Source organism: Nocardioides psychrotolerans, from assembly GCF_943371775.1.
Classification (GTDB): domain Bacteria; phylum Actinomycetota; class Actinomycetes; order Propionibacteriales; family Nocardioidaceae; genus Nocardioides; species Nocardioides psychrotolerans_A.
Window position 1 is genome coordinate 64,222 of sequence record NZ_CALRWD010000003.1, and the last position, 22,061, is coordinate 86,282.

A 22,061-nucleotide genomic window follows, 5' to 3' on the forward strand; every position below is an offset into this window, starting at 1 on the left:
GAGACCGACGTGGCTTCCGACGGCTTCACCCCCGCAGACCAGGAGTCCATCGAGGCGGTGCGCTCCGTCATCGGGCAGGCGCTCGACCGGGACGGTGACTGGGCCGCGCTCGCCTCGGCCGGGATGCTCGGCCTCGCGGTGCCCGAGGCCCAGGGCGGGGAGGGCCTCGGCCTCGCCGAGGTCGGCGTGCTGCTGCGCGAGACGGGTGCGCGTGCGGTGCACCTGCCCGTGTGGGAGACCCTCTGCTGCGCCACGCTCACCATCGCCGCCCACGGCACGCCCGAGCAGCAGGCGCTGCTGGCCGGCGTCGCGTCCGGGGAGACGCTGCTGACCCCGGCCCTGCGCGAGGTGGGCCTCACGATCACGGATCGTCCGATCACCACCTTCACCGCAGGCACGGTCACGGGCCGCAAGATCGCGGTGACCTACGCCGACCAGGCCGCGCGCCTGCTCGTGACGGCCCTCGACGGGGACGACGTCGTCGTCGCGCTCGTCGACCCCCATGGTCCCGGCGTCACGCTGCTCGAGTCGGGCTCGTCGGCCCGCATCACCACCCACACGGTCGTGCTCGACGGCGCGCCGGCGGAGCTCCTCGGCGGCGGCGCGGCTGCTGCGCGCACGCTGGTCGACCACGCCGTGGCCGGCCTGACGCTGACGGCTGCCGGGGTCGTCTCCGGTGCGCGCGACCTGACCGCCGCCTACATCAAGGGCCGCACGCAGTTCGGTCGCACGCTGGCGGAGTTCCAGGCCGTCGCGATGCAGATCGCCGACGTCTACATCGCCTCCCGCACGATCGACCTCGCGGCCGAGAATGCCGCCTGGCGGGTGGGCGCCGGCCTGGACGCAGCCGACGACCTCGCCGTGGCGTCGTACTGGATCGGGGCCGAAGGCCCCCAGGCCCTGCGCACCTGCCACCACCTGCACGGCGGCATGGGGGTCGACGAGACCTACCCGCTGCACCACTACTTCTCGTGGGTCACCGACATCGCGCACGCGCTCGACTGCCTGCCCGGCGACGTGCCGGTCGAGGACCCGACCACCAAGAACCTCGAGCTCACCGCCGAGCAGCGCCGGCTCAAGGGCGAGCTGCGCGACTACTTCACCGGTCTGGCCTCGCACGACCAGCACGTCGACATGGGCCGTGACCGGCACGGCCCGACCTACCAGCGCGTCGTCAAGCAGATGGGCACCGACGGCTGGATGGGCGTCGGCTGGCCGCAGGAGTACGGCGGCCACGGGCTCGGCGAGATCGAGCAGACGCTCTTCGCCAACGAGGCCCAACGCGCCGACGTGCACCTGCCCGCCGTGACCCTGCAGACCGTCGGCCCGACGCTGATCCGCTACGGCACCGAGAAGCAGAAGGAGATGTTCCTCGAGAAGATCCTCGCGGGCGACGTCCACTTCGCGATCGGCTACAGCGAGCCCGACGCCGGCACCGACCTGGCCGCGCTGCGCACGACCGCGCGTCGCGACGGCGATCACTACGTCGTCAACGGCCAGAAGCTCTGGACCACCGGCGGGCACCAGGCCGACTACGTCTGGCTGGCCGTGCGCACCGACACCGAGGCGCCCAAGCACAAGGGCATCTCGATCCTGATCGTCGACACCACGGACCCGGGCTACTCCTTCACCCCGATCATCACCGCCGACGGCTCGCACCACGTCAACGCGACCTACTACAACGACGTCCGGGTGCCCGTCGACATGCTCGTGGGCGAGGAGAACCAGGGCTGGAAGCTGATCACCACCCAGCTCAACCACGAGCGCGTCATGCTCGGCCCGGCCGGCCGCATCGAGGGCCTGCGCGACCGGGTCGCCGACTGGGCGACCAAGGCCGGGGTCATCGACCGCCCCGACGTGCGCGACGTCATGGGCCGTGTCACCGCGGTCTTCCGCGTCAACGAGCTGCTCAACTGGGAGGTCGCGCGCGCGGGCGCGTCGGGCGAGGTCTCGGTCGGCGACGCCTCGTCGTCCAAGGTGTTCGCGGCCGACCAGGTGCAGCACCTCGCCGCCGACCTCGTCGGGATCGTGCACCGCTACGGCGACCCGGCCGAGGAGGAGACCAAGGCGCTGCTGGACTACCTCGACGCGCAGGCCAAGCGCAACCTCGTGCTCACCTTCGGCGGTGGGGTCCAGGAGGTGCAGCGCGAGCTGATCGCGATGTTCGGTCTCGGGCTGCCGCGGGTGCCGCGGTGACCGGCCCGTCGGTCGAGCCTGGCGAGACCCACGAGCAGATCATGGCCGAGGCCGAGCGGATCAAGGCGCTCGGCGAGGCGGCGGAGCGAGAGGCGCGCGACCCGGTCAACCAGCCGACGATCAACAACTGGGTCGAGGCGATGGGCAACACCAACCCGCGCTGGCAGGGCGGCGAGGCGCCGCCGTCCATGGCGCAGGTATGGACGATGTACGGCCTGGGCGGCAAGCCGCCCGCCGACGACCCGCTGCACGGCATGATGAAGGTCCTCACCGACGCGGGCTACACCGCCGTGCTGGGCACCAACTGCGAGCAGACCTACGAGCGCACGCTCAAGGTCGGCGAGAAGGTCCGGGTCACCACCGCTCTCGACTCCGTGGTCGGCCCCAAGACGACCGGCATGGGCGTCGGCTACTTCGTGACCTCGCGCAACACCTGGTACGTCGACGACGAGGTGGTGGCGCGGATGCTCTTCCGGGTGCTGAAGTTCGTGCCGAAGGCGGCGTCATGAGCGTCCGGCCGATGATCGGCCGCGACTCCCGCTTCTTCTGGGACGGTACGGCTGCGGGCGAGCTGCGCGTGCAGCGCTGCAACGCGTGCGGCGAGCTGCGCTTCCCACCAGGGCCCGCGTGCCCCGACTGCGGGGCGCTCGACCGGGGCCACGTCGTGTCGGCCGGTGTCGGCACCGTCTTCAGCTATGTCATCCATCGGCACCCGCCCGTGCCGGGCAAGGAGCTGCCGATCGTGCTCGCGCTGATCGACCTCGACGAGGGCGTGCGCATGGTCGGCGAGGTGACCGACGTGCCCGCGGACGAGATCGAGATCGGGATGCGCCTGCGCGTGGACTTCAACCGGGTCGACGACGACCTGACCCTGCCGATCTGGCGCCGTGCTGATGAGGAGAACGCGTGAACGTCGGAGACACCATCCCCGAGTGGAGCGTGCCGATCACGCCGACGCTGATCGTGAGCACCGCGATCGCCACCCGTGACTTCCAGGACGTCCACCACGACCGCGACCTCGCGCAGGGGCACGGGTCGAAGGACATCTTCATGAACATCCTGACCTCGACCGGGCTGGTCGAGCGCTACGTCACCGACTGGGCCGGCGGTGAGACCGACGTGCGGGGCATCGCGATCCGCCTCGGTGCCCCGGCCTACCCCTACGACACCCTGACGTTCTCCGGCACGGTCTCCGCGATCGAGGACGGCGTCGCCGTGATCGACGTCAAGGGCTCGGTGTCGCTGGGCGACCACGTCGTCGGCACCGTCCGGGTGTCCGCGTGACCGGGCTCTCCGGCAAGGCAGCGATCGTCGGGATCGGTGCGACGGAGTTCTCCAAGGAGTCGGGGCGCTCGGAGCTGCAGCTCTCCGTGGAGGCGGTGCAGCACGCGCTGGCCGACTGCGGCCTGACGCCTGCCGACGTCGACGGGCTCACGACGTTCACGATGGACACGTCCTCGGAGATCGCCGTGGCGCGCGAGCTCGGGATCAAGGAGCTGCGCTTCTTCAGCCGCATCAACTACGGCGGCGGGGCGGCCTGCGCGACGGTCCAGCAGGCGGCGATGGCCGTCGCGACCGGGGTCGCCGACGTCGTGGTCTGCTACCGCGGCTTCAACGAGCGCTCGGAGAGCCGCTTCGGCCAGTTCTCCCTCGCCGCTGCGACGCAGGTCAACACCAACGGCCTCGACAACGCGTGGACCTACCCGATGGGGCTCGGCACGCCCGCGGCCACGGTGGCGATGCAGGCGCGGCGCTACATGCACGAGTACGGCGCCACCTCGGCCGACTTCGGCGCCGTCGCGGTGGCCGACCGCCGGCACGCGGCGACCAACCCCGAGGCGTTCTTCTTCGGCAAGCCGATCACGATCGAGGACCACCAGGCTTCACGGATGATCGCCGATCCTCTGCACCTGCTCGACTGCTGCCAGGAGAGCGACGGTGCGGTCGCGCTCGTCGTGGTCTCGGCCGAGCGGGCGCGCGACCTGGCCCAGAAGCCGGCGTACGTCGCCGCGGCGGCCCAGGGCAGCGGCGCCGACCAGTTCGTGATGACGTCCTACTACCGCGACGACATCGGCATCCCGGAGATGGGGGTCGTGGGTCGCGAGCTGTGGCGCCAGTCGGGCCTGCGACCCGACGACATGCCGATGGCGATCCTCTACGACCACTTCACGCCCTACGTGCTGATGCAGCTCGAGGAGCTCGGCTTCTGCGGTCGCGGTGAGGCGCCCGGCTTCGTCGCCGACGGCGCGATCGAGATCGGTGGCCGGCTCCCGCTCAACACCCACGGAGGTCAGCTCGGGGAGGCCTACATCCACGGGATGAACGGCATCGCCGAGGGCGTGCGCCAGATCCGCGGGACGTCGGTCAACCCGGTTGCTGATGCGGGTCACGTGCTCGTCACCGCCGGCACCGGGGTCCCCACCAGCGGGCTGATCCTCTCGGCCTGAGGGTCTGCCCGTCACAATGGCGGGCGTGAGCCAGCCCGTCGTCGTGTCCATCCACGTCGCCAAGGGGCGTCGGCTGCCGATGCGGTCGGTCGAGCAGGCCGAGGTGGTGGCCGCGCGCGGGATCGTGGGCGACCGCTATGAGGGCGCCAAGCACCGGCAGGTGAGCATCCAGAGCCTGACGGCGATCGGTGAGGCGTCGGAGGTCTTCGGCTCGCCGATCGACCCCGCGCTGACGCGTCGCAACATCACGGTGTCGGCGGGCGAGATCCCGAAGGCGCCGGGCAGTCTGATCCGCATCGGCGACCTGCTCCTCGAGGTCGTGCGGGTCGCCGCCCCGTGCAAGCTGCTCGACGACACCATCGGTCCCGACGCGCAGGTGGCGCTGCGGCGCCGCGGCGGGTCGATCTGCCGGGTCCTCGAATCGGGCGTCGTCGCCGTCGGCGACGGCGTGGAGCTGCCGCCGGTCGTGTGACGGGGCCGGGGTCGAGCTCGTGACGCGGGTCGTGTGCCCCAGAACGGGCCATGGCGCTGCGCGCGGCACACGACTGCTGCTGGGCGCGGCCGGCCTCGCTCCGCGGGGTGGGTCGTGTGCCCCAGAACGGGCCATGGCGCTGCGCGCGGCACACGACTGACGTGCGACGCTGACGCCGTGGCCCAGGACCCGATCGAGCGGCTGCTCGCCGACCCGCCCGACCTGCCGGTCGTCGCCGGGCTCGACGCGCTGCGCCGGGCCGTGGCGAGCCGCGGGGCCGCCGTCGTCATGGCCCCTCCCGGCACCGGCAAGACGACGATGGTGCCGCCGGCGCTCGCGGCCCTCGTCGCCGGCCGCGTGGTCGTCACCCAGCCCCGCCGGATCGCCGCGCGCGCGGCCGCGCGTCGTCTGGCACACCTGCTGGGAGAGCCGGTGGGGGAGACGGTGGGCTATGCGGTGCGGGGCGACCATCGGGTCAGCAGCACGACCCGCATCGAGTTCGCGACGACGGGGATCCTGCTGCGTCGGCTCCAGCGCGACCCGGGGCTCACCGGCGTCGGCGCGGTGGTGCTCGACGAGGTCCACGAGCGCCAGCTCGACACCGACCTGACCCTGGCGCTCCTCGTCGACGTACGCCGACACCTGCGCGAGGACCTCCCCCTCGTCGCCATGTCCGCCACCGTCGAGGCCGGGCGCACGGCAGCCCTGCTCGGCGAGGACCGGCCGGTGCCCGTCGTCGACGTCCCCGGCGCCCTGCACCCGGTCGCCGAGGTCTGGTCACCGCTGCCCCCGGGCGTGAAGCGCTCCGACGACCGTGGGATCACCCCCGCCTTCCTCGACCACGTCGCGGCGACCACCCGCCGCGCGCTCCAGCAGCACGACGGTGACGCGCTGGTCTTCCTCCCGGGAGTGGCCGAGGTCGGCGGCGTCGTACGACGACTGGCCGGCCTCGACGCCGATGTCCTGCCGCTCCACGGCCGGTTGCCCGCTCGCGAGCAGGACGCCGCGCTCACCGGCGGCCCACGACGGCGGGTCGTCGTGTCGACCGCGGTCGCGGAGTCGTCCCTGACGGTGCCCGGGGTGCGGATCGTCGTGGACGCCGGCCTGTCCCGCGAGCCCCGCACCGACCACCGTCGTGGCCTCGCGGGGCTGGTCACCGTCCGGGTGAGCCGGGCGTCGGCCGAGCAGCGGGCCGGTCGAGCCGGTCGTGAGGGCCCCGGCGCGGTCCACCGGTGCTGGTCGGAGGCCGAGCACGCCCACCTGCCGGCCCACCCCGCGCCGGAGATCGCGACGGCCGACCTGACCGCCTTCGCACTCGACCTGGCCTGCTGGGGCAGCCCGCAGGGCAACGGCCTCGCGCTCCTCGACCCACCACCGCCTGCGGCCATGGATGCTGCCCGGACCACGCTCCTGGGTCTCGGCGCGGTGACGCCCGACGGGTCGGTCACCGACCGCGGCCGGGCGATCGCCGCGGTCGCCGCCGACCCGCGCCTGGCCCGTGCGCTGCTCGACGGGGCCCGTCTGGTCGGTGGCCGACGGGCAGCCGAGGTGGTCGCGCTGCTGTCCGAGGACGTCCGTGCCCCGGGAGCCGACCTGGTCGCAGCCCTGAGGGCGGTGCGACGCGGCGGTCCGGAGGCCGGACCCTGGTCCGCCGCGGTGAAGCGCCTCGAGGCGGCGCTGCCGGCGGACCGGAGGGGCGCGCGCGGCAGCGAGAAGCTCGGGGACGACCTCGCCGTCGGGCTCGTCGTCGCCCTGGCCCACCCCGAGCGCGTCGCCCGCCTGCGCCCGGGTGGCACGGCCTACCTCATGACCGGCGGCACCGGTGCCGCCTTCCGGTCGGGGGAGTCCTCGCTGTCGGGGGTGACCTGGCTCGCCGTGGCCGACGCCGACCGCCCGGCCGGTCGCCGGGACGCGACGATCCGCGCGGCCGCACCGATCGACGAGGATCTCGCGCTCGAGGCCGCCTCCGCGCTGTGGGAGGAGGCCGAGCAGGTGGGGTGGGTCGACGGGCGCGTCGTCGCGCGCCGCACGACGTCGCTCGGCGCGATCGAGCTCTCGTCGGTGACCATCCCCGACCCGGCACCGCACCTCGTGGCGACCGCCGTCCGCGACGGGCTGCGCAGCGACGGGCTCTCCGTGCTCCCGTGGAAGCCGTCGGCCCTCGAGCTGCGCCAGCGGCTGGCCTTCCTGCATCGCGCCCTCGGCGCCCCCTGGCCGGACGTGTCGGACTCGGCCCTGACGGACACCGTCGAGACCTGGCTCGGGCCCGACCTCGCCCGGGTCCGTGGCACCCGTGACCTGGGGCGCATCGACGTCACCTCGGCGCTGCGGCGGCTGCTGCCGTGGCCCGAGGCCGGCCGCCTGGACGAGCTGGCGCCGGAGCGGGTGGCGGTGCCGAGCGGGTCGTCGGTGCGGGTGGACTACGACGGCGACCAGCCCGTGCTCGCCGTCCGCATCCAGGAGGTCTTCGGTTGGCCGGCGGCTCCCGCCCTGGCGGACGGGCGGGTGCCGCTGCTGCTCCACCTGCTGTCACCGGCCCGGCGACCGGCTGCGGTCACCTCCGACCTCGCGTCCTTCTGGACCACCGGCTATCCGCAGGTGCGCGCGGAGCTCCGGGGTCGCTATCCCAAGCACGCCTGGCCAGACGACCCGTGGACGGCGCCCCCCACGAGTCGCACGAAGCCGCGCCGCTGAGGGCCCAGTCAGCGGGCGAGGAGCACCGGTGAGCGGGACGAAGGATCGGCCTTCACGTCCGCGACCGCCGTGTCGCACGTGCCGGAGCCGAGGTCGCACGTCACGAGCGAGAACACCTGATAGCCGGCCGGGTCCTCAGGGTTCTCGGGGAGCAGGAAGTCGCGGGCGATCACGTAGACGACCACGCCGTCACCCAGCGCGGCATCCAGAACCGCGGTCTCGGGCTCGAGGCCTAGATCGAGGGAGACCGCCTCGCCGTCCTCGGTCCGGTGGACCGGGGACTCCGAGGCGTCCATGGTGCCGACGCCCAGCGGGGATCCCGGCAGCACGAACGAGCCGTCCGCAGAGAGCCCGGTCGCTCCGTTGCCGCCGGGGATGGTGCGCGCCGCACCGACCGGTCCGACGCTCACCGTGCGGAAGTCGCGGGCGGCGACCAGCCGGACACCACCGGCCACGTCGAGGAGCAACCCCTCGCCGGCGTCGTACGCCGTCGGCGTGCCGTCCCCCGGCACCCAGACCTGGCTGCCCTGGGAGTCGGTGAGGTAGACCGCGCCGCCGTCCACGGCCACCGCGTTCAGCTCCGGGCGGTCCGCGGGCAGGGGGGTGCGGGCGATCTCCGCTGCAAGGGCCGTGTCGTAGGCGACGACCTCGCGGTCCGCACCCGTGCCCTCGACCCAGGCGGCCACGGTGTCGCGGGGAGAGCCGACCACGTCGGCCTTGGTGACGATGGTGCCGATGACGGCCTGCTCGCCTGCGGCGTCGACGTGGACGACCTCGACCACGTCGTCGACCAGCCGACTCACCACGGCGCCGTAGGTCCCCCCGTCCTGCACCGGAGCGACGTCGAGGACGAGGTCCATCGGCACGTCGACGGCCCGCAGGTGCAGGGTCTGCCCGTCGTGCCACGCGATGTCGACCGGGTTGCTGCGCGGAGGGAGGTCCGTGCCCGTGGGCGGGATCGTGCGCGGGTCGTCACCGCCCGTGACGAGGACCACGGCGAGCGTCACCGCGGCGGCGAGGCCGACGGCGCCGGCGGTGGCGAAGCGGCTGCGGCGCAGCCGCGCCGAGGCCGTCACGGCCTCGACCGGGGCGGGGCCGACCTCGATGGTGCTCCACTCCTCGCGGAGGAGCTGGGTGATCTGCTGCTCGTTCATGCGGACTCCTCGCTCAGGTCGCTGCTGTCGATGGCGGCCAGGGCGCGGGACACGCGGCTCTTGACCGTGCCGACCGCGATGCCCAGGACCTCGGCCGTCTGGGCCTCGGTCAGGTCGGCGCCGAAGCGCAGGACCAGCACCTGCCGGTGGTCGGGAGTGAGGCGGGCGAGCGCGCCGTTGATGCTGTTGCGGGTCACCACCCCCTCGGCCACGCCGCTGACGGTCCGCTCGGGCAGCGTCTCGGTCGGCTGCTCGCCCCACCAGCGCCGCTTGCGGCTCGCGGCCCAGCAGTTGAAGAGCGTGCGGTAGACGTAGGCATCGACGTCGGTCGCGGCGCGCACCTTGTCCCAGGAGCGGTAGCACCGGGTCAGGGCGGTCTGGGCGACGTCCTCGGCCTCGTGGGGCTCGCAGCCCATCGAGACGAGGGTGCGCACCAGGTCGCCCCAACGCGCACGCATGTAGGAGTCGAAGTCCTCGTCCCGAGGTCGTGGATCACTCATGCCCACCAGACCTCCCACCTCCCGCACAAGGTTCCGTCAGCCCGTGAGCTTCTCCGAGAAGAACGCGAGCACCCGGTCGACGCCCTCCTGCTGCCGGTGCGCGGTGACGGTGGAGTGGCCCTTGCCCTCGAACTCGACGCGGATGAAGGCGCCGCCGATCTCGCGCGTCAGGGTGTCGAAGCGGGTGCCGGTGGCGGCGTCGGAGGAGTACTGCAGCCCGAGCACCTGGCAACCACCAGCCGCGCGCGACTTCACGGTCGACAGGTCGGCCGGCGAGAGGTTGAGGTCGGCCGCCCGCTCCTTGCCCACGGGGAAGGGGGCCGACGGCTGGCACAGCACGGGGGCGGCGACGGCGTCGTCGACCATCATGGCCAGCGCGAAGCCGCCGGTGAAGCACATCCCGAGGGCGCCGACGCCGGGCCCGCCGAGCTCGGCGTGCAGGTCGCGGGCCAGGCTGCGCAGCCACCCGGCCACCGGCGACGTCTCCCGACGAGCCAGCTTGGTGAACTCCTTGCTCACGCACACCTGCCGCATCGCCGACACGAGGGACCCGGGGCCCAGAGGTCGCTCCGGCGTGCCGAAGAGGTGCGGCATGACCACGGTGTAGCCGGCCGCCACGACCTCCTCGCCGAAGCCGATCACCTCGGGCGTCAGGCCCGGGATCTCGTGGATCACGATGACCCCGGGGCCGCTGCCCTTGCGGTACGTCGGGAAGGTCGCCGTCGTGCCGCGCAGGGTCTCGCCGGTGTGCTCGCCACGGATCCAGCTGTCGAGGAGGGTCATGCGCCGAGGATAGGGCGCAGGTCACCGGCGTCTGGCTAGTCTCGCGGCATGGGGGAGCGACACGTGCGGCTGGTGCTCCCGCACCAGCTCTTCCGCGAGCACCTCGACGCCGGGGACGGCACCACGTTCGTGCTGGTGGAGCACGACCTCCTCTTCCGCCACTACCGCTTCCACGCGCAGAAGCTGGTCCTGCACCGCGCCTCGATGCGCCGCTTCGCCGACCTGCTGCGCGAGCACGACCGCGAGGTCCACGTCATCCAGACCAGCGCGGACCGCACCAGCCACGACCAGCTGACCGCGCTCCTCACCGACCTGACCCCTGCGGGCACCAGCGTCTACGACGTCGTCGACGACTGGCTCTCGCGCGACCTCCACCGGGCCGTGCCCGACCTGGAGGTCCTCGAGACCCCCAACTTCCTCACGACCCGACAGCAGCTCACCGACCACTTCGCCGGCTCGTCGGCGCGCATGCAGACCTTCTACACCTGGCAGCGCCGCCGCCTCGACGTGCTCGTCGAGGCCGACGGCAGCCCGGTCGGTGGGAAGTGGTCCTTCGACGAGGACAACCGCAAGAAGCTGCCGAAGGGCCACCCCGTCCCGACGGTCACGCCGCCGGAGCGCCACCCTGCCGTGGAGGAGGCGATCGCCTGGGTCGCCCGCGAGTTCCCCGATGCGCCCGGCAACGCCGACACGTTCGCCTGGCCCACCTCCCACGCCGAGGCCGAGGCGTCGTACGACGAGTTCCTGGCGCAGCGCCTCGTCGACTTCGGCCCGTTCGAGGACGCGATCTCGGCGCAGCACGGCTTCGTCTTCCACTCGCTGCTCACGCCCGGGCTCAACATCGGGCTCGTCTCGCCCCACCACGTCCTCACGCGCGCCCTCGAGCACACCGAGGAGCACGACGTGCCGCTGGCCTCCCTCGAGGGCTTCGTGCGACAGGTGATCGGGTGGCGGGAGTACATGCGCGCGACCTACCACCTGTGGGGGCGCCGGATGCGCAGCCGCAACCACCTCCAGCACACGCGGCCGCTCAGTCAGGGCTGGTGGGACGCGACGACCGGCCTCGACCCGGTCGACCACGTCCTGCGGCGGGTCCTGGACACGGGCTACGCCCACCACATCGAGCGGCTGATGGTCCTCGGCAACGCGCAGTGCCTGCTGCGCACCGACCCGGAGGCCACCTACGAGTGGTTCATGGAGCTCTTCGTCGACGCCTACGACTGGGTGATGGTGCCCAACGTCTACGCGATGAGCCAGTTCGCCGCAGGTGCCGCGATCACGACCAAGCCCTACGTGTCGGGCAGCAACTACCTGAGGAAGATGTCGGACCTACCGAAGGGCGACTGGTGCGACGACTGGGACGCGCTCTACTGGACCTTCGTGCGCGACCACCACGACGTCTTCGCCGGCAACCCCCGGTCGCGGATGATCGCCAACCTCTACGACGGCATGGACCCGGCCAAGAAGGCCGCCCACACCCGCCGCGCCCACGGCTGGATCGCCTGAACCGACCGGGACCTTGGGCCCTTCTCGGGCATCTCCCACGACGGAAGAGTCGGCGGCGGAGGAGCCTCGCGCGGGCATCGGCCCGCCGCCCTCCGCGGAGGGAGACCACCATGAAAGCGCTCGTCTACCACGGCCCGGGTCGCAAGAGCTGGGACGACGTCCCGGACCCCAGCATCCAGCAGCCCACGGACGTCATCGTCCGCATCGACACCACCACCATCTGCGGCACCGACCTGCACATCCTCAAGGGCGACGTGCCCGCGGTCACCGAGGGGCGGATCCTCGGCCACGAGGGCGTCGGCACCGTCGTCGAGACCGGTGCAGCCGTGTCGACCGTCGCGGTGGGTGACCGGGTGATCATCTCGTGCATCAGCGCCTGCGGCTCGTGCTCCTACTGCCACCAGGGTCTCTACGCGCACTGCCTGGCGGAGGAGGGTGCCAGCGGCATCGGCTGGATCTTCGGCCACCTCATCGACGGCACCCAGGCCGAGCTGGTGCGCGTCCCGTTCGCCGACAACTCCGTCTACAAGGTCCCCGAGGGGGTGACCGACGAGCAGGCCGTCATGCTCTCCGACATCCTTCCGACCGGCTTCGAGATCGGGGTCCGCTACGGGCGCGTCAAGCCCGGCGACGTCGTGGCCGTCGTCGGCGCCGGCCCCGTGGGGCTGGCCGCGATGATGACCGCCGGGCTCTACGGCGCCGCGCGTGTGATCGCCCTCGACATCGACCACAACCGTCTCGACCAGGCACTGGCCTTCGGGGCGAGCGACACCGTCGACAGCGCCGCCGAGGACTGGGTGGAGCAGGTCATGGCCATGACCGACGGGTTCGGCGTCGACGTGGCGATCGAGGCGGTCGGCGTGCCGCAGACCTTCGACGCCTGCACCAAGATCGTCCGTCCGGGCGGCACGGTCGCCAACGTCGGCGTCCACGGCGCACCGGTCCAGCTGAACCTCCAGGACCTCTGGATCTCCGACATCGCGATCACCATGGGGCTGGTCAGCACCTCGACGACCCCGATGCTGCTCAAGCTGGTGGCGCAGCAGAAGCTGCACGCCGAGCGCTTCGCGACGCACCACTTCGACCTCGACCAGATCCTCGAGGCCTACGAGACCTTCGGCAACGCAGCCGAGAGCAAGGCGCTCAAGGTGGTGATGAGCCGGCGATGAGTCGCCCCCTCGTCCCCAGAGTCGGGTAAGTCCGGACGCTGGGTCCCCGTGGGACCCATTCCTCGGGGACCGTGGTCAGCGTGTTCCTCCTGCTCGGGGCAGGACTGGCCTTCGCTCTCCTGGTGCCCCTCATCCTCCGCCGCCGCCGCGCCGGCAACCTCGTCTGGCTCGGTGCGGCTGCGGCTGGGGCGCTGGTCCTCGGCGCCACCGCGCAGGGGTTCGGGCAGCAGGCCGCGCCGTGCGAGCGCGCGGCTCAGGTCTACTCCCTCCGCGCGGACCCCGGTGTCATGGACGACCTCGCCGCGACCTACGAGATGACCGTGACCTGGCTGCGCACCGAGAGCGCCGACGCGCAGGACACCTTCCGGATCGTCGCCGACGACGGCACCGTCGCCGCCGTCGATCCCGGGACGCCGCTCACCGACGCGGCCCTGCGCTGCGCCGGCGGACCCGGCGACGCAGCCGGCGACTGACGCCCCCGCGGGCACGGGCCCGACTAGGGTGCGGGTCATGGCCGACCCGCTCGTGCTCGACCCGACCGAACAACGCCTCCTCGGCAGCCTCCTCGAGAAGGAGACGACGGTCCCCGCGTCCTACCCGCTGTCGCTCAACTCGCTGCGCACGGCCTGCAACCAGACCAGCAGCCGCGACCCGATCACCGACCTCGACGAGGCGACCGTCGAGCGTGTCGCCCGCGAGCTCAAGGACCGCGGGCTGGTCCGCATCGTGTGGGCGGCCACCGGGCGCCGGACGCTGAAGTACCACCAGACCCTCGCCGAGGAGCTCTCGCTGGCCGACGACGAGCGCGCGCTCGTGACCGTGCTCCTGCTCCGCGGCGCGCAGACCCCGGGCGAGCTCCGCACCCGCTCCGAGCGCCTCCACGCCTTCGCCGACAAGGGCGCCGTCGAGGCCGTCCTCGAGCGGCTCGCCGCGCGGCCGACCCCGTTGGTCCGCGAGCTCGAGCGGCGACCGGGCCAGCACGACCACCGGTGGATCCACCTGCTCGGCCCCGTCGAGGTCGACACCACTCCGGGCGCCAGTGCCGCAGCACCCGCCGTCGACCGGGAGCAGGTGATCGCCGACGGCGGTGACGCGCGCGACGAGCGGGTCCGCTCGTCGTACGCACGGGTGGCGGAGGGGTACGCCGCCGCGCTGGCCTCCGAGCTCGACGACCTCCCGTTCGAGCGGTGGCTCCTGGAGCACGTGGCGGACCTCGCCGGGCCCCACCCGGTCGTCGAGGTCGGGTGCGGACCCGGCCACGTGACCGCCCACCTGGCCGACCTGGGCGTCGAGGCGTCGGGGATCGACCTCACGCCCGAGATGGTGGAGGTGGCGCGACGGCTGCACCCGAGCGGGACCTATGCGGTGGGGGACCTGCGCCGGTTGATGCGCCCGACCACCAGCGACGGCTGGGGCGCGGTGCTCGCGTGGTACTCCCTGATCCACCTCGCCGGCTCCGAGCTGCCCGACGCCGTCGCGGCGCTGGTCCGGCCGCTCCGTCCCGGCGGCGTGCTCGTGCTCGGTCTGCACGCCGGCTCGACGGTGCGTCACCTGGACACGTGGTTCGACCAGGACGTCGCGCTGGACTTCGTGGCTCACGAGCCAGCGGACGTCGTGGCCCTCGTGCAGGCTGCCGGCCTCACCGACGTCGAGTGGTACCTCCGCGGACCGGTGGCCTCCCGGGGCGAGACCACCGAGCGGCTGTATGTCGTCGGGAGGGCGTCCGGCACAGTGGTGGCATGACCTCGGGTTCCGCAGATGCCTGGCTGACGACGCCGATCACCGCCGACCTCGTGCGGGGAGCGCTCGAGCTCGAGCCCACCGCGCTGGGCCTGCGGCCGCACCGGCTCCCGGCCTGGGCCCGCGCGCAGGTGCCGGACGGCCAGCTCGCCATGGCAGAGGCCCAGCCCTCCGGCGTACGCCTGGTGCTGCGCACGGCGGCCACCGCCCTCGAGGTCGACGTGCTGCCGACCAAGATGGCCTACCGCGGGGCGCCTCCGCGGCCCGACGGCGTCTACGACCTGCTCGTCGACGGCGTCCTGGTCGACCAGCAGAGCGCCGACGGCGGCCATGTCCACACGATCGACATGACCACCGGGGCGGCCGAGCTGACGCCGGGCGCGGTCGGGACCGTGCGCTTCTCCGGGCTCGTTGCGGGGGAGAAGGACGTCGAGGTCTGGCTGCCGCACAACGAGGCGACCGAGCTCGTCGCCCTGCGCTCCGACGCGCCCGTGCAGCCGGTCCCGGACCGGGGGCGACCCGTCTGGGTGCACCACGGGAGCTCGATCAGCCACGGCTCCAACGCCGCCAGCCCGAGCACCACGTGGCCCGCGCTGGCCGCGGTCGCCGGCGGCGTCGAGCTGGTCAACCTCGGCTTCGGCGGCAGCGCGCTGCTCGACCCCTTCACCGCGCGGACGATCCGCGACCTCCCCGCCGACGTGATCAGCGTCAAGATCGGCATCAACCTGGTCAACCACGACCTGATGCGGCTGCGCGCCCTCGGCCCGGCCGTCCACGGCTTCCTCGACACGATCCGCGACGGACACCCGACGACCCCGCTGCTCGTGGTCTCACCGCTCTGGTGCGAGATCCACGAGGAGACCCCGGGGCCGGCGGCGCCCGACCTGAGCGCGATGTCCGAGGGGCGGCTGGGCTTCGTCGCGACGGGCGACTCCGCTGACCCGACGCGGCTGACCCTGCGGACCATCCGGGAGCAGCTGGCGGCCATCGTTGCCGCGCGGGCCGCGGACGACCCGCGCCTGCACCTCCTCGACGGCCGGGAGCTCTACAGCGAGGCCGACGCCGTGGACCTGCCGCTGCCCGACGACCTGCACCCCGACGCCGCGACGCACCGGCTGATCGGAGAGCGCTTCGCGGCCCTGGCGTTCGGTGCCGAGGGGGCGTTCAGCGCGCCCACCACGGCGCGCTGACCCACCGCACTGCGGCTTGGAGCGCCTGTCTACGGTGACGGCTTCGTCGCCACGCAGGACGCCACACACATCGACAACGACATCACGACAGGGGGAGGAGGGCCATGGACGCGGTGCTCGACTGGGTCGTCGGGATCATGAAGACGATCGGTGCGCCGGGCGTGGGCCTCGCGACCGCGCTCGAGACGGTCTTCCCCCCGGTCCCGTCCGAGGCGGTGCTTCCCCTGGCCGGCTACACCGCGAGCCAGGGTCACTACGGACTCGTGGCCGCCATCGTGTGGGCGACGATCGGGTCGCTGGTGGGCGCGCTGGTCCTCTACTACGCCGGAGCGGTGCTGGGCGCTCGTCGGCTGTGCGCGATCGCCGATCGGGTCCCGCTCGTGCACGCCCGCGACGTCGAGCGCGCGATCGCGTGGTTCGAGGCCCACGGTCGCGCCGCGGTCTTCCTCGGACGCCTCGTGCCCGGGGTGCGCAGCCTGATCTCCATCCCCGCGGGCGTCAACCGGATGCCGCTGCTCCAGTTCGCCGGCTACACCACCGCCGGCAGCCTGGTGTGGAACGCCGGGCTCATCATCGCCGGCTACCAGCTGGCCGAGCAGTGGCACGTCGTCGAGGGCCGCATGGGCGAGGTCTCCAACGTCGTCTACGTCCTGCTGGCGCTCCTGCTCGCCGTGTTCGTCGTACGACGGTTGCGGGGGCGCACGAGCCCTACGTCGTGATGCAGGCCGCGGCGTCGCGCGCCGTGGCGCGGGCCGCGTCGACGTCGTCACCGAGGGCGAGGGTGACCGCCATGCGGCGACGTCCCGAGACGGCGGGCTTGCCGAAGACCCGGACCTGGGTGTCGGGGGCGGCGAGCGCACGGTCGACCCCGCTGAACGACGGCGCCACCTGGTCGCCCTCGAGGAGCACCGCGCAGGACGCCGAGGCGCCGCGGGTGCGGATCGAGGGGATCGGCAGGCCGAGGATGGCACGCACGTGGAGCGCGAACTGCGAGAGGTCCTGCGAGACCAGCGTGACCAGGCCGGTGTCGTGGGGGCGCGGGGAGAGCTCGGAGAAGATGGCCTCGTCGCCGCGCACGAAGAGCTCGACCCCGAAGAGGCCGCGGCCGGCGGGCTGGCACAGCTCCGACACGACCGACGCCGCGATCTCCTGCGCCCGCTCGAGGACGACGGCGCTCATCGCCTGGGGCTGCCACGACTCGCGGTAGTCGCCGTCGACCTGCACGTGCCCGATCGGGTCGCAGAACGAGATGACGTCGGGGCCGCCGTCGGTCGAGGCGTGCTTGACCGTCAGCAGGGTGATCTCGTAGTCGAAGGGCACGAAGCCCTCCACGATCACGCGGCCCTGGCCGGCGCGGCCGCCGGACTGGGCGTAGTCCCACGCAGGCTCGATGTCGGACGGAGTGCGCAGCGTCGACTGGCCCTTGCCGGACGACGACATGACCGGCTTGACGACGCAGGGCAGCCCGATCTCCTCGACCGCGGCGGCGTACTCCTCGGCGGTGCCGGCGAAGCGGTAGGGCGAGGTGGGCAGGCCGAGGTCCTCGGCGGCGAGGCGGCGGATGCCCTCGCGGTCCATGGTCAGCCGGGCCGCACGGGCGGTGGGGATGACGGTCACGCCCTCGCTCTCGAGCTCCTGGAGCGTGGGGGTGTGGATCGCCTCGATCTCCGGCACGACGAAGTGCGGCCGCTCCAGCTCGACGACGCGGCGCACCTCGGCCGGGTCGAGCATGTCGATGACGTGGCTGCGGTGGGCGACCTGCATGGCCGGTGCGTCGGCGTAGCGGTCGACCGCGATGGTCTCGACGCCGAGGCGTTGCAGCTCGATGACCACCTCCTTGCCGAGCTCTCCCGAGCCCAGCATCAGCACTCGGGTGGCGGTCTCGCTCAGCGGCGTGCCCAGGATCGTCACGGGCTACAACCTAGTGGGTGCCGCCCAGCCGCCTCGCTCAGCGGCTGGCGCTCACCAGGGCGAGCACGTCCCAGACGAAGGCACGCGTACGACGGGCGGGTTCCGGGTCGCCGTCGCCGTCGCCGTCGCCGGAGTGGTGCCCCCGCGGGTCGGCGCGGTGGGCGAGCGCTGCGAGGACCAGGTCGTGCCACTGCTCCGGCAGCAGCCCCAGGGTCCACCGGGCCGCGGTTCGCTGGCCGACCACGGTGCCCTCACGCGCTGTGTGCAGCAGGCGGCACATCCCCAGGATCACCTGGGTCCGTGCCCGGACGTCGGCCAGCGACGCCGGGTCGTCCTCGACCATGGCGGCGTGCTGGCGGGCCTCGCCGACGGCCTCGGCGAAGAGCATCCCCCGGGAGACCCGGGGGAGCAGGTCGTGGGCGGGCGTCCCGCTGACGGTGAGGGCGCGCTCGCGGAGCACCCACCGCGTGTGGGCGGTGTTGTCGTGCGCCGAGCGCTCCAGCACGCGGCTGCCGTCGTCGACGTGGAGCCAGCGCCGCCCGACGGTCGTCGGGTTGGCCAGGTCGGCCACCGGGGCATAGCTGCCCTCGAGGCGCCCCGCCCACGAGGAGCCCAGGTCGGGCAGGTGGGCGTGCAGCGTCGTCAGCGCTGCCTCGGCCGCCGGCGTCGGCGCGGTGCGGGTGACCACGACGACGTCGACGTCGCTGTGCTCGTCGGCGTCCCCGGTCGCGAAGGAGCCGACCAGGTGGATGCTCACGACCTCGTCACCGAGGGCGTCGCGGGCGCCGCTGTCCAGCTCGCGCAGCACGCCGACGAGGCTCTGCGCCGAGGCCGGACCGACCTGGGGCTCGAGGTGCGCGAGCAGCCCCCGGTCCATGCGGTCAGGCTAGCGTCAGCGCCACGTCGGAGAGCACCGGCGAGCCGTCGCGCTCGCCGCCGGCGATGCTCGCCGCGGCCACGACCCGGCCGTCCTCGCGCCAGCCCTGCACGCGGATCGTCTCGCCGGGGAGGACCACGCCGGAGAAGCGGCCGCCGAAGCCGGACACCGCGGTGGCGTCGCCGCCGAGCAGCCCGTCGGTGAGCTCGCGCAGCACGATCCCGTAGGAGCACAGCCCGTGCAGGATCGGCGCCGGGAAGCCGGCCGCCTTCGCGAAGTCGGGGTCGGCGTGCAGCGGGTTGCGGTCACCGCAGAGCCGGTAGAGGAGCGCCTGCTGCGGCGTCACGTCGTACGTCGTGTCGGTGTCGGCCGGCCGGTCGGGCAGCTCGACCTTCTCGGAGGTCCCGCGATCGCCCCCCCAGCCGCCCTCGCCCTTGACGAAGATCGACGAGCGGACCGTCCACAGCTCCTCGCCGGACGGCGCCGTGGCCACGCCCTCCTGCCAGATGACAGCGGCCTTGCCCTTGTCCCAGATGTCGCTGATGCGCACCCGGATCGTCGCCTCGCCGGACGTCGGGAGCGGGCCGTTGACCGTGATCGACTGCGAGCCGTGCACGACCTGGGCGAGGTTGATGTCGCAGCCGGGGAGGTCGAGCGGGGGCGGGTCGGTCTCGTGGAAGCTCGGCGCGACGACCCCGAAGGACGGCAGCACCTGGAGCGCCGGGCCGTCGAGGGTGTAGCGCAGCGCGTCCGCGCTGAGGTTGTCACCGGCACGCGAGCCGGCGCCGATGCCGAGGTGGTAGAGCAGCACGTCGCTGGGCGACCAGGTGAAGCTGCGCTCACCGATCTCGGCGCCGATCGCGACGGACGGGTCGATGGGCATCAGGCGGTCTCCTGCTTCTCGACCGGCGAGGGAGCGCTCGCGGGCGTGGCGGCGATGTCCTCGGCGGCGAGGTAGCCGAAGGCCAGCGCGGGACCGATGGTGGCGCCGGGGCCCGCGTAGGTGTTGCCCATGACGGCCGACGACACGTTGCCGGCGGCGTAGAGGCCGCCGATCACCGAGCCGTCGGGGCGCAGCACCCGGGCCCGCTCGTCGGTGACGAGGCCACCCTTGGTGCCGAGGTCGCCGGGGACGATCTTGACGGCGTAGAAGGGGCCCTGGTCGATGGTGTGCAGCGACGGGTTGGGCTTCACCGTGGGGTCGGAGTAGTACTTGTCGTAGCCCGACTCGCCGCGGTGGAAGTCCTCGTCGGTGCCGGAGCGGGCGAAGCCGTTGAAGCGCTCGATCGTGGCGGCCAGGGCCTCCGCAGGGATGTCGATCTCGGCAGCCAACGACTCGACGGAGTCGGCCTTGCGGATCGTGCCCTGCTTGTACCAACGGCCCGGGAAGGGCTGGCGCGGCATGAGCCCGGCGAAGAGGTAGCGGTTGCGGTAGCGCTGGTCGATGATCATCCAGCTCGGCACGTGACCGACGCCGGTCTCCTCGCCCTTGTAGATCTCGTGCACCGCCTCGACGTAGGGCAGCGCCTCGTTCATGTAGCGCTGCCCGGCCTGGTTGACGATGATCGAGCCGGGCAGGTTGCGCTCCGCGAGGCAGAACCACGGTCCCGACGGCAGCGGGATGGTCGGTCCCCACCAGGCGTCGTCGAGCAGGTCCGTCTGGGCGCCGGCGTCGATGCCGGCCAGGATGCCGCCACCGGTGTTGAACTCCGAGCCGGTGGTCCAGTCGACGGAGGTCGGCTGCGGCTGGTACTTCTCCCGCATCTCGAGGTTGCGCTCGAAGCCGCCGCTGCCGAGGATGACGCCCCGCCGGGCTCGTACGACGTGCTCCTCGCCGTCGCGCAGCACGCGCACGCCGACGACCCGGCCGTCCTCGATGACGAGGTCCTTGAGCTCGGTCTCGAAGTGCACGGGCACGCCGGCGTCGATGAGTCCCTTGCGCAGGCCGATGGCGATCGCGTTGCCCATCGCATACATGCGGCGACCACGGAGTCCGGCGATGATCCGGTTGATCAGCACCTTGACCATCGTGATCGGGCCCTTGATCGTGCGCATCCCGAGGCTGATCTTCCGGAAGTCGGCCTGCGTGACGATCATGTTGGCCGGGGCCTTGGTGTATTGCGGGTGCAGCCGCTTGAGCTCGTCGCCGAGAAAGCTCGCGTCCAGGGGGACCGGCTCGACCGAGCGGCCCTTGAGCCGTCCGCCCGGTGCCTCGGGGTGGTAGTCGGCGTAGTCCGGGACCCAGGTGAAGCGCACCGGGGTGCTGTCGCGGATGAAGTCCATGACCTCGGCGCCGCGCTCGAGGTAGGTGTCGCGGCGGACCTTGGGCACGACGTCGCCCACGATGGAGTCGAGGTAGCGCTTGGACTCCTCCAGCGCGTCGGCCTGGCCGGCGGACTGGAGCGCGTAGTTGCCCGGCATCCACACGCCTCCGCCGCTGCGGGCGGTCGATCCACCGAAGTAGGCGCTCTTCTCGACGAGGATGGTGTCCAGGCCGTGCTTGCGGGAGGCCAGCGCAGCGGTCATGCCGGCGCCACCGGCGCCGACCACGACCACGTCCACCGACTCAGGCAGAGGGGTGCTCATGGCACGAAACTGTAACAGGTTCTAGTATGAGTCCCGTGACTCACCAGGACGCTGTCTCGGCCGCCGTGGATCGGCTGGCGGAGGCGCTCGAGACCCGCACTCCCTGCGCCCCCGTGCGCGACCTCATCGGCACCGACGACCTGCCGGCGGCGTACGCCGTGCAGCAGGGGCTGGTGCAGCGTCGCCTCGCGACGGGCGCCACCGTGGTCGGCCGCAAGATCGGGGCCACCTCCGAGGCCGTGCAGCGCCAGCTCGGCGTCGACCAGCCCGACTTCGGCTACCTCCTCGACGAGATGGACGTCAGCACCCACGAGCCGATCTCGATGGCGCGGCTGCTCCAGCCACGCGTCGAGGCGGAGGTCGCGTTCGTGCTCGCGCGCGACATCGCGCCGGCGACGGAGGAGGAGATCACCCTCGACCTGGTGCGCGCGGCAGTCGACGTCGCGCTCCCGGCGCTCGAGATCGTCGACTCGCGGATCGCCGACTGGGCGATCGGCTTCACCGACACCGTGGCCGACAACGCCTCGAGCGGGCTCTACGTCGTCGGCAGCGAGGGCCGCACGCTCGACGAGGTCGAGCCCATCGACGTGGTGATGTCGCTGACGATCAACGGTGAGGAGCGCTCCAGCGGCACCGGCGCCGCCTGCCTCGGCGACCCCCTGGAGGCGCTGCGCTGGCTCGCCGTGCAGGCCTTCCGCTTCGGTGACCCGCTGCGGGCCGGCCACCTGATCCTGTCCGGGGCCCTCGGCCCGTTCGTCCCCTTCGCGCCGGGTGACCGGGTGGAGGCGTCCATCAGCGGGTTCGCCCCGTTGGTCGCCCAGTTCGAGGAGTAGACC

At 72.8% G+C, this 22,061-nt stretch carries 21 protein-coding genes; 14 read left to right on the forward strand and 7 right to left on the reverse strand.

The window, feature by feature from the left end; translation table 11 throughout:
- Positions 1-9: 9 nt before the first annotated feature.
- From AAG827_RS02010 to hrpB, 7 genes are all read left to right on the forward strand, one after another.
- On the forward strand, positions 10-2,196 hold the full coding sequence (locus AAG827_RS02010; protein WP_341924107.1) for an acyl-CoA dehydrogenase: 2,187 nt from the start codon (positions 10-12) through the stop codon (positions 2,194-2,196).
- Positions 2,193-2,705, forward strand: a complete 513-nt coding sequence (locus AAG827_RS02015; protein WP_341924108.1) for a MaoC family dehydratase N-terminal domain-containing protein — start codon at positions 2,193-2,195, stop codon at positions 2,703-2,705. The genes AAG827_RS02010 and AAG827_RS02015 overlap by 4 nt, the downstream gene beginning before the upstream one ends.
- The gene (locus AAG827_RS02020; RefSeq protein WP_341924109.1) at positions 2,702-3,106 is read left to right on the forward strand and encodes a Zn-ribbon domain-containing OB-fold protein; all 405 of its coding nucleotides are present in this window, start codon (positions 2,702-2,704) and stop codon (positions 3,104-3,106) included. The genes AAG827_RS02015 and AAG827_RS02020 overlap by 4 nt, the downstream gene beginning before the upstream one ends.
- Positions 3,103-3,480, forward strand: coding sequence for a MaoC family dehydratase (locus tag AAG827_RS02025; RefSeq protein WP_341924110.1), 378 nt, complete (start codon positions 3,103-3,105; stop codon positions 3,478-3,480). Before AAG827_RS02020 ends, AAG827_RS02025 begins: the two co-directional genes overlap by 4 nt.
- The gene (locus AAG827_RS02030; RefSeq protein ID WP_341924112.1) at positions 3,477-4,643 is read left to right on the forward strand and encodes a lipid-transfer protein; all 1,167 of its coding nucleotides are present in this window, start codon (positions 3,477-3,479) and stop codon (positions 4,641-4,643) included. Before AAG827_RS02025 ends, AAG827_RS02030 begins: the two co-directional genes overlap by 4 nt.
- A 25-nt stretch (positions 4,644-4,668) precedes the next feature.
- A complete protein-coding gene (locus tag AAG827_RS02035) occupies positions 4,669-5,115 on the forward strand; it encodes an MOSC domain-containing protein (protein ID WP_341924113.1) in 447 nt (148 codons plus the stop codon).
- A 177-nt stretch (positions 5,116-5,292) separates the two neighbouring features.
- The gene (hrpB, locus tag AAG827_RS02040) at positions 5,293-7,809 is read left to right on the forward strand and encodes an ATP-dependent helicase HrpB (protein ID WP_341924114.1); all 2,517 of its coding nucleotides are present in this window, start codon (positions 5,293-5,295) and stop codon (positions 7,807-7,809) included.
- Between the two features lie 8 nt (positions 7,810-7,817).
- On the opposite strand, the gene AAG827_RS02045 is transcribed toward hrpB, so the two are convergent.
- Genes AAG827_RS02045 through AAG827_RS02055 form a run of 3 tightly spaced genes read right to left on the reverse strand, consistent with a single transcriptional unit; the run spans position 7,818 to position 10,246 of the window.
- A complete protein-coding gene (locus AAG827_RS02045; protein WP_341924115.1) occupies positions 7,818-8,963 on the reverse strand; it encodes a hypothetical protein in 1,146 nt (381 codons plus the stop codon).
- Complete coding sequence (locus tag AAG827_RS02050) at positions 8,960-9,463, reverse strand: SigE family RNA polymerase sigma factor (RefSeq protein ID WP_341924116.1); 504 nt, start codon at positions 9,461-9,463, stop codon at positions 8,960-8,962. The genes AAG827_RS02045 and AAG827_RS02050 overlap by 4 nt, the downstream gene beginning before the upstream one ends.
- 36 nt (positions 9,464-9,499) lie before the next feature.
- A complete protein-coding gene (locus AAG827_RS02055) occupies positions 9,500-10,246 on the reverse strand; it encodes a dienelactone hydrolase family protein (RefSeq protein WP_341924117.1) in 747 nt (248 codons plus the stop codon).
- Between the two features lie 48 nt (positions 10,247-10,294).
- Here AAG827_RS02055 and AAG827_RS02060 point away from each other — a divergent pair, with 48 nt between their 5' ends.
- The 6 genes from AAG827_RS02060 (at position 10,295) to AAG827_RS02085 (ending at position 16,570) form a co-directional block, all read left to right on the forward strand.
- A complete protein-coding gene (locus AAG827_RS02060; RefSeq protein ID WP_341924119.1) occupies positions 10,295-11,752 on the forward strand; it encodes a cryptochrome/photolyase family protein in 1,458 nt (485 codons plus the stop codon).
- A gap of 110 nt (positions 11,753-11,862) precedes the next feature.
- Positions 11,863-12,921, forward strand: coding sequence for a zinc-dependent alcohol dehydrogenase family protein (locus AAG827_RS02065; RefSeq protein ID WP_341924120.1), 1,059 nt, complete (start codon positions 11,863-11,865; stop codon positions 12,919-12,921).
- Positions 12,922-13,001: 80 nt separating this feature from the next.
- The gene (locus AAG827_RS02070; protein WP_341924121.1) at positions 13,002-13,394 is read left to right on the forward strand and encodes a hypothetical protein; all 393 of its coding nucleotides are present in this window, start codon (positions 13,002-13,004) and stop codon (positions 13,392-13,394) included.
- 37 nt (positions 13,395-13,431) lie between these two features.
- Entirely contained in the window at positions 13,432-14,664 is a 1,233-nt protein-coding gene (locus tag AAG827_RS02075; RefSeq protein ID WP_341924122.1) for a DUF480 domain-containing protein, read from the forward strand.
- On the forward strand, positions 14,661-15,851 hold the full coding sequence (locus AAG827_RS02080) for a GDSL-type esterase/lipase family protein (protein ID WP_341924123.1): 1,191 nt from the start codon (positions 14,661-14,663) through the stop codon (positions 15,849-15,851). The genes AAG827_RS02075 and AAG827_RS02080 overlap by 4 nt, the downstream gene beginning before the upstream one ends.
- A gap of 104 nt (positions 15,852-15,955) precedes the next feature.
- Positions 15,956-16,570 (forward strand): DedA family protein, encoded by a 615-nt coding sequence (locus tag AAG827_RS02085; RefSeq protein WP_341924125.1) that lies wholly within the window; start codon positions 15,956-15,958, stop codon positions 16,568-16,570.
- On the opposite strand, the gene purT is transcribed toward AAG827_RS02085, so the two are convergent.
- From purT to kstD, 4 genes are read right to left on the reverse strand one after another with little or no spacing between them, the layout of a single operon-like run.
- Positions 16,560-17,762: a formate-dependent phosphoribosylglycinamide formyltransferase gene (gene purT, locus AAG827_RS02090; protein WP_341924126.1), complete on the reverse strand. Its 1,203-nt coding sequence runs from the start codon at positions 17,760-17,762 to the stop codon at positions 16,560-16,562. The genes AAG827_RS02085 and purT overlap by 11 nt on opposite strands.
- Before the next feature lie 37 nt (positions 17,763-17,799).
- Complete coding sequence (locus tag AAG827_RS02095; RefSeq protein WP_341924128.1) at positions 17,800-18,639, reverse strand: aminoglycoside adenylyltransferase domain-containing protein; 840 nt, start codon at positions 18,637-18,639, stop codon at positions 17,800-17,802.
- Positions 18,640-18,643: 4 nt separating this feature from the next.
- Positions 18,644-19,522 carry a MaoC/PaaZ C-terminal domain-containing protein gene (locus AAG827_RS02100; protein WP_341924130.1) on the reverse strand — a complete coding sequence of 293 codons (879 nt, stop codon included), beginning with the start codon at positions 19,520-19,522 and terminating at the stop codon, positions 18,644-18,646.
- Positions 19,522-21,225, reverse strand: a complete 1,704-nt coding sequence (kstD, locus tag AAG827_RS02105) for a 3-oxosteroid 1-dehydrogenase (RefSeq protein ID WP_341924131.1) — start codon at positions 21,223-21,225, stop codon at positions 19,522-19,524. The genes AAG827_RS02100 and kstD overlap by 1 nt, the downstream gene beginning before the upstream one ends.
- Before the next feature lie 35 nt (positions 21,226-21,260).
- Here kstD and AAG827_RS02110 point away from each other — a divergent pair, with 35 nt between their 5' ends.
- Positions 21,261-22,058 (forward strand): fumarylacetoacetate hydrolase family protein, encoded by a 798-nt coding sequence (locus AAG827_RS02110; protein WP_341924132.1) that lies wholly within the window; start codon positions 21,261-21,263, stop codon positions 22,056-22,058.
- Positions 22,059-22,061 lie beyond the last annotated feature (3 nt).

Coding starts and splice junctions, on each gene's coding strand:
- AAG827_RS02020 (WP_341924109.1), top strand. CDS start 2,702: ATGAGCGTCCGGCCGATGATCGGCCGCGACTCCCGCTTCTTCTGGGAC.
- AAG827_RS02045 (WP_341924115.1), bottom strand. CDS start 8,963: ATGAACGAGCAGCAGATCACCCAGCTCCTCCGCGAGGAGTGGAGCACC.
- AAG827_RS02050 (WP_341924116.1), bottom strand. CDS start 9,463: ATGAGTGATCCACGACCTCGGGACGAGGACTTCGACTCCTACATGCGT.
- AAG827_RS02055 (WP_341924117.1), bottom strand. CDS start 10,246: ATGACCCTCCTCGACAGCTGGATCCGTGGCGAGCACACCGGCGAGACC.
- AAG827_RS02060 (WP_341924119.1), top strand. CDS start 10,295: ATGGGGGAGCGACACGTGCGGCTGGTGCTCCCGCACCAGCTCTTCCGC.
- AAG827_RS02065 (WP_341924120.1), top strand. CDS start 11,863: ATGAAAGCGCTCGTCTACCACGGCCCGGGTCGCAAGAGCTGGGACGAC.
- AAG827_RS02075 (WP_341924122.1), top strand. CDS start 13,432: ATGGCCGACCCGCTCGTGCTCGACCCGACCGAACAACGCCTCCTCGGC.
- AAG827_RS02080 (WP_341924123.1), top strand. CDS start 14,661: ATGACCTCGGGTTCCGCAGATGCCTGGCTGACGACGCCGATCACCGCC.
- AAG827_RS02085 (WP_341924125.1), top strand. CDS start 15,956: ATGGACGCGGTGCTCGACTGGGTCGTCGGGATCATGAAGACGATCGGT.
- AAG827_RS02095 (WP_341924128.1), bottom strand. CDS start 18,639: ATGGACCGGGGGCTGCTCGCGCACCTCGAGCCCCAGGTCGGTCCGGCC.
- AAG827_RS02100 (WP_341924130.1), bottom strand. CDS start 19,522: ATGCCCATCGACCCGTCCGTCGCGATCGGCGCCGAGATCGGTGAGCGC.
- kstD (WP_341924131.1), bottom strand. CDS start 21,225: ATGAGCACCCCTCTGCCTGAGTCGGTGGACGTGGTCGTGGTCGGCGCC.